A 13,259-nucleotide genomic window follows, 5' to 3' on the forward strand; every position below is an offset into this window, starting at 1 on the left:
TGCGAGGAGCCGTAGGCGACGAAGCAATCTTTATTAGATTGCTTCGCCCTTCGGGCTCGCAATGACACTAATTTGGAAACTACAATTAGGAGGTGGGATGAAAATTTATATCAACGGTAAATTTTATGAAAAAGATAATGCAAAGATCTCTGTTTTTGATCATGGCCTGCTTTATGGGGATGGAGTCTTCGAAGGTATCCGTTCTTATAACCGGCGCGTCTTTAAATTAAAAGAGCATATTGACCGGCTTTTTGAATCTGCCCAAAGTATTATGTTAAAGATTCCTCTAACTAAAGAGCAGATGGTTAAAGCAGTGGTAGAAACAATTAAAGCAAATAAACTAGATAATGCTTATATCCGTTTAGTGGTTACCCGCGGAGAAGGAGATTTGGGGCTTGACCCGCGTAAATGCTATAAAGGGGCAACAATTATCATTATTGCCGATCGCATTGCTTTGTATCCAGAAAAACTATATCGTGAAGGTCTAAGTATTGTTACCGTGCCCACGGTACGCAACTTACCTGAGGCGCTTAATCCTCAGATTAAATCTTTGAATTATCTGAATAATATTCTGGCTAAAATTGAGGCAGGTAATGCCGGATGCGATGAGGCAATTATGCTTGATTCTTTAGGTTATGTGGCTGAATGTACTGGTGATAATATTTTTGTAGCTAAAGCCGGCCATCTCTATACTCCTCCGCAATGTATGGGAACTTTACGCGGGATTACGCGTGACTCAATCTTAGAGATTGCCCGTAAGAATAAAATTGCAGCGCACGAGCATGTGATTACTCGCCATGAAGTTTACATTTCCGATGAGTGTTTCCTTACGGGAACAGCCGCTGAAATTATTCCTGTGGTTAAGGTGGATGGCAGGGTTATTGGAAACGGAAAACCTGGCAAGCTTACACTGGCGCTGATGAAGAAATTTAAACAATTAACCGCTAAAGACGGAATAAAATATTAGAAACTCGGGGACGGTTCTCTAAAACAGAGAACCGTCCCCGGGATTATAAGGATAATTATGCTTTGCGATATTTGTGGGAAAAATCCGGCAACCGTGCATTTAACTGAGATTATTGATGAGCAGATGAATGAGCTGCATTTATGCGAAGAATGCGCCAGAACTAAAAGCGAGGCCATGGAGCAGCAGTTTGGCTTAAGTGATCTATTGGCCGGTATGGTTGATTTTCAAAAACCATCCTCCAATAAAGAAGAGGAGATAGTTAATACTAAATGTCCTGCTTGTGGTTTAAGTTATGTGGATTTTAAGAAGATCGGAAGACTTGGTTGCGGCGAATGTTATAATGTTTTCCGTAAGTATCTGGCGCCTTTATTAAAACGAATACATGGGTCAAATCAACATATTGGCAAGAGTCCTTTGAAGGGGCCAGCGAAGATAAAACCTGCAATCTCTAAAGTCAATAAACAAAGGATAGATTTGGAGGAATTAAAAAAGCAGCTACAGAATGCGATTCAGAAAGAAGCCTTTGAAGAAGCAGCGCGCCTGCGGGATCTGATAAAAGAAATAGAAGCCAAATCAAATAAGGAAAAAAATGCAGATTAATGACCTAATAAATCATACTAGTGAATGGCTTAAGGGTACAGGTCCGAATTCGGATGTGGTTATCTCTAGTAGAATACGCTTGGCAAGGAATCTTAATAATTTTGCTTTCCCTCATTGGGCTAATAAAGCCCAATTGGATGAGATTGTAAATAAAACTAGCCTTGCAATGTCAACAGTCGAATTGCTTAAAAACTCCACGCTTTTTAGATTGGTGGATTTAGACAGCATAGATAAACAGTTTTTAGTCGAAAGACACCTTATGTCTATTGAGCACACCCAGAAAACAGAGCAGAAGGCGGTATTGGTTAATGATGAGGAAAATATTGCGGTGATGATCAATGAAGAGGATCATTTACGCATTCAATTGATGCAATCAGGATTTAATCTTTTTGAGGCCTGGAATATTATTAACAGTATCGATGACTCTTTGGCAAAAATTTTGGATTTTGCCTACTTGGAAGATTTTGGGTATCTTACTGCTTGCCCTACTAATACCGGCACCGGTATGCGCGGTTCAGTGATGCTGCATTTACCGGCGCTGGTAATGAGCCGTCAAATCGAGCGGGTACTGGCGGCAATAGCCAAATTAAGTTTTACTACGCGCGGACTCTATGGTGAAGGCACTCAGGCTAGCGGTAATTTTTTCCAGATTTCTAATCAGGTTTCTTTAGGGCATAGTGAAAATGAGATTATTGAGAATATCAACGGTCTCATCCGGCAGATTATCGAGCAGGAGACGCAGGCAAGAGAGATTATACTTTCTAAAAGTAAGGATCTTTTGGAGGACAGGGTTAACCGCAGCCTTGGTATTTTAAAAAGCGCCCGTATCATTACCAGCCAAGAGACAATTGAATTGTTGTCTATGGTCAGGTTGGGAAGCGATTTGGGGATGGTTAAAGATATTGACCGCCGTACGATTAACGAACTTTTTATTATTACCCAGCCGGCGCACTTGCAAAAATTGGAGAATAAGAAACTTTCATCACCAGAGAGAGATTTAAAGAGGGCAGAGTTAATTCGAAAGAAACTTAATCTATTATAAGGGGACTAACTATGTTTAATCGTTTTACTGAGAGAGCAAGAAAAGTAATTATTTTGGCAAAGGAAGAGGCAAGGCGTTTTAATCATGATTATATCGGTACCGAGCATATATTATTGGGATTGATTCGCGAAGGGGAGGGAGTGGCTGCTGCGGTATTACAGAAGTTAGATATTTCTTTAGAAAATATCAGGATTGAGATTGAGAAACTGGTGCAGCCTGGCCCGACTACCCAAATTATCGGGGATATTCCTTTTACTCCGCGGGCAAAGAAAGCTTTAGAGCTAGCTGCAGAAGAAGCCCGCTCACTTGGGCATAATTATATCGGTACTGAACATCTCCTGTTGGGCTTAATCCGCGAAGGTGAAGGTATTGCTTCGCAGGTATTGTTAAATTTAGGCATGGATTTAAATTCCGTGCGTAATGAGGTAATGGGTCTTTTGGGTTCTTCTCTGCCGGGAATGGGTTCTGGTGGCGGCGCTGCTGCGGCAAAATCAAAAACTCCTGCCCTTGATGCTTTTGGCCGGGATCTTACGGCGTTGGCTCGGGATAATAAGTTGGATCCGGTGATTAACCGTAAACAAGAAATTGAAAGAGTGATTCAAATCTTAAGCCGTAGGACTAAAAACAATCCGGTGCTTTTAGGCGAAGCTGGAGTCGGTAAAACCGCTATTGTTGAGGGGCTAGCCCAATCAATTATAGCCGGTAATGTTCCTGAGATCTTAAGGGGTAAACGTTTAATAGTTTTGGATTTAGCATTGATGGTTGCCGGGACTAAATACCGCGGACAGTTTGAGGAAAGAATCAAAGCAATTATGGAAGAGATTAAACGTTCGCAGGATATAATTATTTTTATCGATGAATTGCATACTTTAGTGGGTGCCGGAGCCGCAGAAGGGGCAATCGATGCTTCTAATATTATGAAGCCCGCGCTTTCACGCGGAGAAATGCAATGTATCGGCGCAACTACTATGGATGAGTACCGTAAATATATTGAAAAAGACGCTGCCTTAGAGCGTAGATTTCAAACGATTATGGTTGAGCCGCCTAATATTGAACAGACGATTGAGATTTTAAAGGGCCTGCGTGATAAATATGAAGCCCACCATAGAGTTACCTTTAAGGATGAGGCTCTGGAGGCTGCGGCAAAATTATCCGATCGATATATTTCTGGAAGATTTATGCCGGATAAAGCCATTGATTTAATTGATGAAGCAGGATCGCGCGCGCGTTTAAATGTCTTGATTGTTCCTGATGACATAAAGAAGATAGAGGCCAATGTCGAATCATTAAGGAAAGAAAAAGAGGCTTATATCAAGAGCCAGGATTTTGAAAAAGCTGCCTCCCTTAGGGATCAGGAGCGTATTGCCCGTCAGGAATTGGAAAAATTAAATAAGGAGTGGAGCCAGGCCAAAGATAAAATGCGGCCGGAGGTTACCGAGGAGGATATTGCCAAGATTCTGGCGCAGTGGACGGGGATTCCAATTTTTAGGCTGGAAGAAAAAGAAAGCGAAAAACTTCTCAAAATCGAAGAAGAATTACATAAGCGGGTGGTTGGCCAGAATGAAGCAATAGAAGCAATTGCTCATGCGGTAAGGCGATCAAGGGCGGGGATTAAAGATCCCAGACGGCCAATAGGCTCATTTATATTCTTGGGGCCTACCGGTGTCGGAAAAACTCTGCTTGCCCGGGCTTTAGCTGAATTTATGTTTGGTGACGAAGACGCGTTGTTACAGCTGGATATGTCTGAGTATATGGAGAAGTTTAATGTTTCCCGCCTGATTGGTGCTCCTCCAGGATATGTCGGATACGAGGAGGGAGGCCAGCTTACGGAACGAGTTCGCCGCAGGCCTTATGCGGTTATACTTTTGGATGAAATTGAAAAAGCGCATCCGGATGTTTTTAATTTACTGCTGCAGGTTTTTGAAGAGGGCCGGCTTACTGACAGCTTTGGCCGAAAAGTGGATTTTAAAAATACGATTATTATTATGACCTCTAATGTCGGCGCGGAATTAATCCGTAAGACCGGTTCTCTTGGATTTAGAGCGCAGAAGGAGGAGGCAACTTATGAGGATATGAAGGATAAGTTACTTGAGTCGGTTAAGCATGCTTTTAAACCGGAGTTTTTAAATCGCGTTGATGATATTATAGTTTTTAGGCAGTTAGTCAAAGAGGATCTTTCAGCCATCATCGATATTGAGATCGGTTATGTTATCCAGCGCCTAAAGGATCAAAATCTAACTTTAGAGGTTACCAGGGAGGCTAAGGATCTTTTGATTGAAAAAGGATTTGATCCGGTTTTTGGCGCTCGGCCCTTAAAAAGGACTATTCAAAGATTCCTGGAAGATCCGTTGGCAGGAGAGATTATCTCTAAAAAATATAAGGAGGGCTCTTCGATCAAAGTAACGCGTAAAAATGAAGAGCTAGTTTTTGAATAATGTTTACATTATTTTTTATAGATCTAGGCCGTAGAATAATTTCTTTTATGTATTTTTTTGGTGGTTTAGCCAATTTAACCGCGCAGACTGTATATTTGACGTTTAAGCCTCCGTATAAGTATGGCCATATAATCGAGCAATCCAAGAAAACCGGTTATGAAAGCTTTCCAATTGTTTCGGTGGTTGCTCTTTTTATTGGTTTTATTTTTGCGTTGCAGTCGGCGTATTTTATGCAGAAGTTAGGCTCAGAGATGTATATTGCTAGCCTCGTAGCCTTAGCTATTGTGCGCGAATTAGGCCCGGTAATTACGGCCTTGGTTGTTGCAGGCCGAGTTGGGGCCTCCCATACTGCCGAACTTGGATCCATGCAGGTTACCGAACAGATTGATGCTTTGGAGACTCTGGCGACTAATCCTGTAAAATATCTGGTCGTCCCGCGTTTTGTGGCTTTGAGCCTGATGCTTCCCATTCTTACGTTATATGCCAATATTATCGGCATAATGGGAAGTTACCTTATTTGCGTCCTAAAACTTGGGATTACCAGCAGTATGTATATGAACATAACTTTTAACGCGCTGCTCTATAAAGATTTATTTACCGGATTATTTAAAGCCTGGATTTTTGGGATGATTATTGCTTTGGTAAGCTGCTATGAAGGTTTTAATGTTGAGGGCGGGGCAGAGGGAGTTGGTAAAGCAACTACACGTTCGGTCGTGATTACATTCTTGATGATAATTGCAGCCGACTGTCTTTTTACAGCGGTGTTTTATTTTATTTTTCCTTAAAACCAGGGGACGGTTCTCTTTTTTTATAAGAGAACCGTCCCCCAGATTCCAATGATAGAAATACTGAATTTAAAAAAGAAATTCAATAATAACTTAGTTTTAAGCGGGCTAACTTTAAAAGTGGAAACCGGCCACACCTGCGTAATTATCGGAAGAAGCGGTTGCGGAAAATCAGTATTACTTAAACATATAGTTGGGTTATTAAGGCCGGACAGCGGTAAAGTTTTAGTAGATGGCAAGGAAGTTGCCGTTTTGAAAGAATTAGAATTAACCGTCTTGCGTTCTAAAATCAGTATGGTATTTCAGGGAGGAGCGCTTTTTGATTCGATGAATGTTGCTGAAAATGTTGGTTTTAGTTTATTTGAACATACACATATTGATCAGAAAGAAATCTTAGACCGGGTAGAAGAGTCTTTATCTTTGGTAGGTTTAGGAGGCATTGGTAATCTTATGCCTTCGGAATTAAGCGGAGGCATGAAGAAGCGTGTGGCTTTAGCGCGGGCAATTTGCATAAAACCTGAGATTCTTCTTTATGATGAGCCGACAACAGGAGTGGACCCTATTACCGCAGATAGTATTAATGAGCTTATTCGTTCATTACATGACAAATTGAAGGTTACTTCTTTTGTAGTTACGCATGATATGAAAAGCGCCTATCATATCGCTGACAAGATTGCTATGATGTATAAAGGAAAAATAGTTTTAGAGGGGACTCCTGAAGAGATTCAGAAGACCACCGATCCGGTAGTGCATCAGTTTATTAATGGGCTTTCTAAAGGCCCCATAACCGAATCAACTGATACTTTTAAATAAACCACTTGGCGCTTAAAGGAATTGCGCGGGGGTGAGCCCTTTTGGGCGAGGAGGCAATAAAATGGTTTTCGGAAAAACTAAATTAGAGTTAAAGGTTGGTATTTTTGTTTTTATAGGCCTGGTAATTTTAGTTATTTTTATATTATCGATTGGAGGATTTAAAACCTGGAGCTCCGGGTATCGGATTAATATCAATTTTAATTTTGTCAATGGAATTAAGGTTGGTGCGCCGGTGCGTTTTGCCGGAGTCGATGTTGGGGCGGTTAAAAGAATCAAATTGGAATTTGTGCCGCAAGAAAACCGTTCGAATGTACAGCTAGAAGTTTGGATCAGGAGTATTATTAAAATTCCTTCGGATTCCACTGTTTGGGTTAATACTCTGGGTTTATTGGGTGAAAAATATGTCGAAATAATACCAGGGGCAGATTATGTTAATTCTCTTACCGATAACCAATCCTTGACCGGGATCGATCCACTACCTATACATGAGATATTTAACAGGGCCGAGAATATAATGCGTAATTTAGATGAAGGGCTTGCCCAAATCAGGAATAAAGAGGGTTCATTAGGCAAGCTTGTTTATGATGATAAACTTTATAATGAATTGGAAGCCTTAGTTACCGATGTACGTAAGAATCCTTGGAAGCTATTTTTCAAAACTAAAGAGAAGAAATAATAATGAAAACAAAAACGGTTTTTAGCTGTTCAAGTTGCGGGTATCAATCACCGAAATGGCTGGGTAAGTGCCCGGATTGTAACAGCTGGAATTCTTTTTGCGAAGAGGATTATACTCTCCCATCTAGTGGCATTAAGGAAAGGACATCTCTGTATAAAGATGGCCCAGTACTTTTAAGGGATGTTGTAGTTAAAGATGAAGACAGGTTAAAGACTAATATTGTTGAATTGGATCGGGTTCTGGGAGGAGGGATTGTGAAGGGGTCGGTAATTTTAATCGGTGGAGACCCCGGGGTTGGTAAATCTACTATTTCTTTACAGGTTTCCAATCATTTGACTAAGCAGGGCATAGGCGTGCTTTATGTGAGCGGTGAAGAAAGCGTGGCTCAAACTAAGTTACGCGCAAAACGCCTTGGTGAATCAGGCTCAGACAATCTTTATATTGTTAATCAGACGGATTTATCCTTAATTGTCGAATACATAAGAAAATTAAAACCACTTGTTGTAATTATTGATTCAATCCAGGTTATTTTTGATTCTGGAATTAGTTCTTCTCCGGGAAGTGTCAGCCAAGTAAGAGAGTGTGCTGGAATCCTGACGCAGTTAGCCAAAACTACCGGTACCTCAATTTTTATTATCGGCCATGTCACTAAAGAAGGCACTTTGGCCGGCCCACGTGTTTTAGAACATATCGTGGATACGGTGCTATATTTTGAGGGGGATCGTTTTGCGATTTACAGAATATTACGAGCGGTAAAAAACAGGTTTGGTTCAACTAATGAAATCGGCGTGTTTGAAATGGGGCTGCAGGGTTTGTCGGAAGTAAAAAATCCATCCGAGATTTTTCTTTCTGAGCGGCCGAGCAATGTATCTGGTACGATTGTAACTTCGATTCTGGAGGGAACGCGCCCTCTTTTGGTAGAAATTCAGTCGTTGGTTTCAAGGAGTTCTTTTGGCTATGCGCGCAGGCGAGCGCAAGGTTTTGATTTTAACCGGCTTTCGCTATTGGTAGCTGTTTTGGAAAAACGCATGGGCCTTGCCCTTGAGGCAGAGGATATATTTGTTAATGTTGCTGGAGGTATAAAAATAGAAGATCCGGCAGCGGATTTAGCGGTAAGTGCGGTAATTGCCTCAAGTTTTCGGGAGCAGGTGGTTATGCCCAAGACAGTAGTTTTGGGAGAGGTAGGTTTAAGCGGCGAGATCAGGAGTATTTCACAGGTAACTACGCGTATAAATGAAGCCCAAAAGTTAGGTTTTAAACATTGTATATTGCCAAAAAACGGTACTAAGAATTTAGTAGTTAAAACAACAGATATGGAGATTATTCCTGTTTCTACTTTGAAAGAGGCTTTAGATATTATTTTAGGTTCGTCGGTTAAACTGCAAGGAGAGATTAAGAAATGAATCTATTATTAGCGCGGCTTTTATTTATCTTAGGTAGTATGGCTATTGGTTACCAGACTGTGGTATTAAATGGTTCTGGTTTAATCGGTATGATAATCGGTGCTTTAGTGGCGTTGGTAATGATTATTATCGAAGCAGGCCTGCGCAAGGTTTCGGTAAGTGGGCTATCCAGCGCAGTATTTGGATTAATTTTAGGTTTGATTATGGCAAAGCTGGTGGGGGATGCTTTTAGCCTTACTCCTATGGATCCAATTATACTTTCCAGGATCAGGGTAGGGTTGACTTTAATTTTTTGTTATCTTGGCATGGTGATGGCTTTGCGGGGAAAAGATGAATTTAATATTATTATTCCGTATGTGCGCCTAAGAAGGCAGGATCAGTCGCAGGATGTAGTGCTGCTGGATACTAGTGTGATTATCGACGGCAGAATTGTAGATATATGTAAGACTCGTTTCTTAGGAGGCAAAATCATTATTCCTAAATTTGTGCTTAGGGAATTACAGCAGATTGCTGATTCAACTGATTCGATTAAACGCCAAAGAGGCAGGCGTGGCCTTGAGATTCTTAATGTTATCCAGAATGAATCAGGGATGGATATTACTATTCATGAGCAGGATTTTACCGAGACTAGCGAAGTTGACGCTAAGTTAGTTTTGTTGGCTAAATTGCTTGAGGCTAAAATTCTTACCGTTGATTTTAATCTAAACCGTGTAGCCAGTATCCAGGGGATTAAAGTTTTAAATATTAATGAACTGGCAAATGCCTTAAAGCCTGTAGTTTTTCCAGGTGAGGAGATGCATATTAAGCTAATCAAAGAAGGCAAGGAGCATAATCAGGCAGTAGGTTACCTTGATGATGGCACAATGGTTGTAGTTGAAGATGCCCGCCGGTTGATTGGCCAAGATGTCAAGGTGGCGGTAACTTCGGTTTTACAGACTCAAGCCGGCAGGATGATTTTTACAAAGCTTGAAAAAAATAATGCTTAGCGCAGTTATTTTGGCTGCAGGATCCGGAAGGCGGCTTAATGCGCCGGTAGAGAAACCTTTGGTAGGAATTGGTGGGAAACCGGTAATATTTTATTCTCTGGCGTTGTTTGACAAACATCTGGATATAGATGAAATTATTGTAGTTGTTAACGCCCAAAATAAGCAAGCAATAGCCAAGGTTATTAAGAAGTATTCATTTAAAAAAATAAAGGCTTTATGTTTGGGCGGTAGGCGCAGGCAGGATTCAGTGTATGCGGGCATTAAGGCGGCTAGCTTAAGTTGTGATTGGATATTAATTCATGATTGTGCACGGCCATTCGTTAGTAGTAAACTCATTACTAAGGTTGTTTCGGCAGCAGAAAAAACTAAAGCGGCTATTTTAGGAGTACCGGTTAAAGCAACCATTAAAAGTATTAAAAATGGAGGTATCGTCGATAGAACACTAGACAGAAATAATTTATGGGAGATCCAGACTCCCCAGGTTTTTAAAAAAGAGTTAATCCTTAAGGCATATAATAGATACATAAAAGAAGATTTTACTGATGATGCTTCTCTGGTTGAAAAATTGGGCGCAAAGGTAAAGATTGTCCAGGGAAGTTGTGAAAATATAAAAATTACAACCAAAGAAGATCTCCTGTTTGCAAAAGTAATTGTTAAGAATAGACTGTTGTGAAATATTATTTTTTGTCATCCTGACCCTGAACGAAGTGAAGGGGGGGAAGGATCTCGTTACTGATGAGATTCTTCGGCCGGAGCCTGCACTGAGCGAAGCGAATGTGGCCTCAGAATGACGCAAGATTAGTAATTTTGTAACAGTTCAAGGAAAGGGTGCTGATGCAATATAAAGTTGGTATAGGTTACGATATTCATCGTTTAATTGAAGGCAGGCCTCTGTTTTTAGGGGCAGTTGAAATCCCTTATTTTAAAGGCCTTTTGGGACATTCCGACGGCGATGCTTTGATACATGCGCTTTGTGATGCCTTATTGGGCGCCTTGGCATTGGGCGATATTGGAGAGCATTTTCCAGATACTGACCCTAAGTATCAGGGAATCGCAAGTAGTAAGTTGCTGATGAGTGTTAAAGGATTGGTGGAAAAAAGCGGCTATAAAATCAATAATCTTGATTTAATTATTATTGCCCAGGAACCAACGCTTATTCCATTTAAGAAACAGATGAGGGAAAAGATTTGTGCCCTTTTGGATATTACGGAAGAGGCTGTAAATATAAAGGCCAAAACAAACGAGGGATTGGGCGCGGTGGGAAACAAGGAGGCAATTGCCTGTTATGCGGTAGTTTCTTTGGTCAAAGGAGGATAGAGATGCTTTCTATTATTATAAATATATTAATTATATTGTTAGCGCTTATTTTGATTAAGCTTGCGCTTATTTCCATAATTTTTTATGCAGACATAAGGGCGGCGCAAAGAAGAGACCCTGCGGCAAAAAGTTTTATGGAGGTAATTTTTCTGTATCCAGGGCTGCATGCTTTGATCTATTATCGTATCGCGCATTTTTTATATCAGGCGCATTTATTTTTTCTGGCGCGCCTTTTATCGCAAATCGCCAGGTTTTCTACCGGTATTGAGATTCACCCCGGAGCAAAAATCGGCAAAAGGTTTTTTATTGATCATGGTTTAGGTGTAGTGATCGGAGAGACTGCGGTTATCGGAGATGATGTTCTGCTTTATCAAGGGTCAACTTTAGGCGGTACGGGGATTGTTAAGGGGAAACGCCATCCTACTGTTGGTAATAATGTGGTAGTCGGAGCAGGAGCGAAAGTCTTGGGTAATATTACTATCGGAGATAATTCTTATATAGGGGCAAATGCGGTGGTAATCAAAGATGTTCCTGCCAACTCCACGGTGGTAGGCGTTCCCGGGAGGATTACTAAGCAGGACGGTAAAAAAATAGATGTAAGCCTGGATCATATGCATACATTGGATCCGATCATGCAGTCAATCGAAGAGCTGCAGGATAGGATTAAAGAGTTAGAAAAGAATAAATAAGTTTTAAGCCGTAAGCTTAAAGCTTATAACTTACAACTTATAGCTTATTTTGGCTTTAATAATCATGCCTATTTTTATATATAATTCCCTCACAAGAAAAAAAGAAGAGTTTGTTCCTTTAAATCATCCGAAAGTAAATATCTATACTTGCGGCGTAACCGTTTATGACGATAGCCATATCGGGCATGCACGAAGTCTTTATATCTTCGATATAATCAGGAGATATTTAAAATACAGAGGTTTTGATGTTAAGTTTGTGCGCAACATTACCGATGTTGATGATAAAATTATCAACCGCGCAAACGAACTTAAAGTGCACTGGCAGGAATTGGTAAAAAAATATATCGGCAGGTATTACCAAGATTTGGCGGCACTTGGTATTGAAAAAGGAGATTTTGAACCGCAGGCAACCGAGAATATCCCCGATATGGTTAGGTATATACAAACATTAATTGATAAAGGTTATGCTTATGCAGCAGGCGGCGATGTATATTTTAATGTGAGGAAATTTTCCGGCTATGGTTTGTTATCCGGGCAAAGCATAGATCAAATGGAAACCGGAGTCAGGATCGGCCCTTCGGAACTAAAGCATGATTCTCTGGATTTTGCGTTATGGAAAAAATCAAAAACTGGGGAGCCGTCCTGGGATAGTCCTTGGAGCCAAGGCAGGCCAGGTTGGCATATTGAATGTTCCGTAATGTCGCAGAAATTTTTGAAGACAGATACGCTTGATATACACGCTGGCGGAAGAGACTTGATTTTTCCGCATCATGAAAATGAAATCGCCCAGGCTGAGGCACTCACCGGTAAACAGTTTGCCAAATACTGGATACATCACGGACTGCTGACAATTAATGGCCAGAAAATGTCCAAGTCGCTGGGGAATTTTGTTACGATAAAAGATGCATTAAGAAAATATCATCCCGATGTTTTAAAGTTGTTTTATCTTCAAGCTCATTATTCTAGTCCTATCGATTTCTCTGAGAAAAAGATGACTGAAGAAAAGCATCGATATATATCTTTTGTGCGCTTAAATGATATTTATAAAGAGTATAGAGCAAAGAATTTGAAAAAGGTACTAAGATTAAAAGATGTAGATATCGTAACCGTAAAAGAATATGAACATAAGTTTGAGAGTGCGATGGACGATGATTTTAATACACCACAAGTTTTAGCCGTTTTGGAACAGTTAAAGTCATATGCATATCATCTTCATGCCGATGATATAGTTAAGAATTGGCCTCAATTTAAATATTCGGTAGATACAATGAATCGTTTACTTCGTGATATTTTCGGTATGCATCCCGATATGGCCGACCTTATGGTGGATTCGAGATTCAGGGATATAATTGATGAAAATCTTAAAGATACTAAAATAATAGATGAAATGGTTAAAGAGCGTACGAGATTAAAGAAAGAAAAGAGTTTTACCGAGGCAGATAAGATTAGGAAAGATTTAGAAGTAAAAGGTATTATATTAGAAGATAGGAAAGACGGTAAAACAGTTTGGAGATGGAATTTCTAGCAGATGGTCGAAGTTATAAAG

At 40.4% G+C, this 13,259-nt stretch carries 13 protein-coding genes; all 13 read left to right on the forward strand.

Going from position 1 to position 13,259, the window contains the following annotated elements; translation table 11 throughout:
* Positions 1–97 precede the first annotated feature (97 nt).
* The 13 genes from ilvE to cysS all read left to right on the forward strand — a co-directional run bounded on the left by ilvE (position 98) and on the right by cysS (position 13,238).
* A complete protein-coding gene (ilvE, locus tag PHC29_01180; protein ID MDD5108113.1) occupies positions 98–967 on the forward strand; it encodes a branched-chain-amino-acid transaminase in 870 nt (289 codons plus the stop codon).
* Between the two features lie 57 nt (positions 968–1,024).
* The gene (locus PHC29_01185; GenBank protein ID MDD5108114.1) at positions 1,025–1,567 is read left to right on the forward strand and encodes a UvrB/UvrC motif-containing protein; all 543 of its coding nucleotides are present in this window, start codon (positions 1,025–1,027) and stop codon (positions 1,565–1,567) included.
* Positions 1,557–2,609 (forward strand): protein arginine kinase, encoded by a 1,053-nt coding sequence (locus PHC29_01190; protein ID MDD5108115.1) that lies wholly within the window; start codon positions 1,557–1,559, stop codon positions 2,607–2,609. The genes PHC29_01185 and PHC29_01190 overlap by 11 nt, the downstream gene beginning before the upstream one ends.
* A gap of 11 nt (positions 2,610–2,620) precedes the next feature.
* Positions 2,621–5,044, forward strand: a complete 2,424-nt coding sequence (locus PHC29_01195) for an ATP-dependent Clp protease ATP-binding subunit (GenBank protein MDD5108116.1) — start codon at positions 2,621–2,623, stop codon at positions 5,042–5,044.
* Entirely contained in the window at positions 5,044–5,829 is a 786-nt protein-coding gene (locus PHC29_01200; GenBank protein MDD5108117.1) for an ABC transporter permease, read from the forward strand. The genes PHC29_01195 and PHC29_01200 overlap by 1 nt, the downstream gene beginning before the upstream one ends.
* A 51-nt stretch (positions 5,830–5,880) precedes the next feature.
* Complete coding sequence (locus tag PHC29_01205) at positions 5,881–6,642, forward strand: ABC transporter ATP-binding protein (protein MDD5108118.1); 762 nt, start codon at positions 5,881–5,883, stop codon at positions 6,640–6,642.
* 61 nt (positions 6,643–6,703) lie between these two features.
* Positions 6,704–7,318 carry an MlaD family protein gene (locus tag PHC29_01210; GenBank protein ID MDD5108119.1) on the forward strand — a complete coding sequence of 205 codons (615 nt, stop codon included), beginning with the start codon at positions 6,704–6,706 and terminating at the stop codon, positions 7,316–7,318.
* On the forward strand, positions 7,318–8,721 hold the full coding sequence (radA, locus tag PHC29_01215; protein MDD5108120.1) for a DNA repair protein RadA: 1,404 nt from the start codon (positions 7,318–7,320) through the stop codon (positions 8,719–8,721). Before PHC29_01210 ends, radA begins: the two co-directional genes overlap by 1 nt.
* Positions 8,718–9,707: a PIN domain nuclease gene (locus PHC29_01220; GenBank protein MDD5108121.1), complete on the forward strand. Its 990-nt coding sequence runs from the start codon at positions 8,718–8,720 to the stop codon at positions 9,705–9,707. Before radA ends, PHC29_01220 begins: the two co-directional genes overlap by 4 nt.
* A complete protein-coding gene (gene ispD, locus PHC29_01225; protein MDD5108122.1) occupies positions 9,688–10,380 on the forward strand; it encodes a 2-C-methyl-D-erythritol 4-phosphate cytidylyltransferase in 693 nt (230 codons plus the stop codon). Before PHC29_01220 ends, ispD begins: the two co-directional genes overlap by 20 nt.
* Positions 10,381–10,541: 161 nt before the next feature.
* On the forward strand, positions 10,542–11,024 hold the full coding sequence (gene ispF, locus PHC29_01230) for a 2-C-methyl-D-erythritol 2,4-cyclodiphosphate synthase (GenBank protein MDD5108123.1): 483 nt from the start codon (positions 10,542–10,544) through the stop codon (positions 11,022–11,024).
* A 53-nt stretch (positions 11,025–11,077) separates the two neighbouring features.
* Positions 11,078–11,713 carry a serine O-acetyltransferase gene (cysE, locus tag PHC29_01235; protein ID MDD5108124.1) on the forward strand — a complete coding sequence of 212 codons (636 nt, stop codon included), beginning with the start codon at positions 11,078–11,080 and terminating at the stop codon, positions 11,711–11,713.
* Between the two features lie 64 nt (positions 11,714–11,777).
* A complete protein-coding gene (cysS, locus tag PHC29_01240; GenBank protein MDD5108125.1) occupies positions 11,778–13,238 on the forward strand; it encodes a cysteine--tRNA ligase in 1,461 nt (486 codons plus the stop codon).
* Positions 13,239–13,259 lie beyond the last annotated feature (21 nt).

The sequence above is a fragment of the Candidatus Omnitrophota bacterium genome, assembly GCA_028712255.1.
Taxonomy (GTDB): Bacteria; Omnitrophota; Gorgyraeia; order Gygaellales; family Profunditerraquicolaceae; genus UBA6249.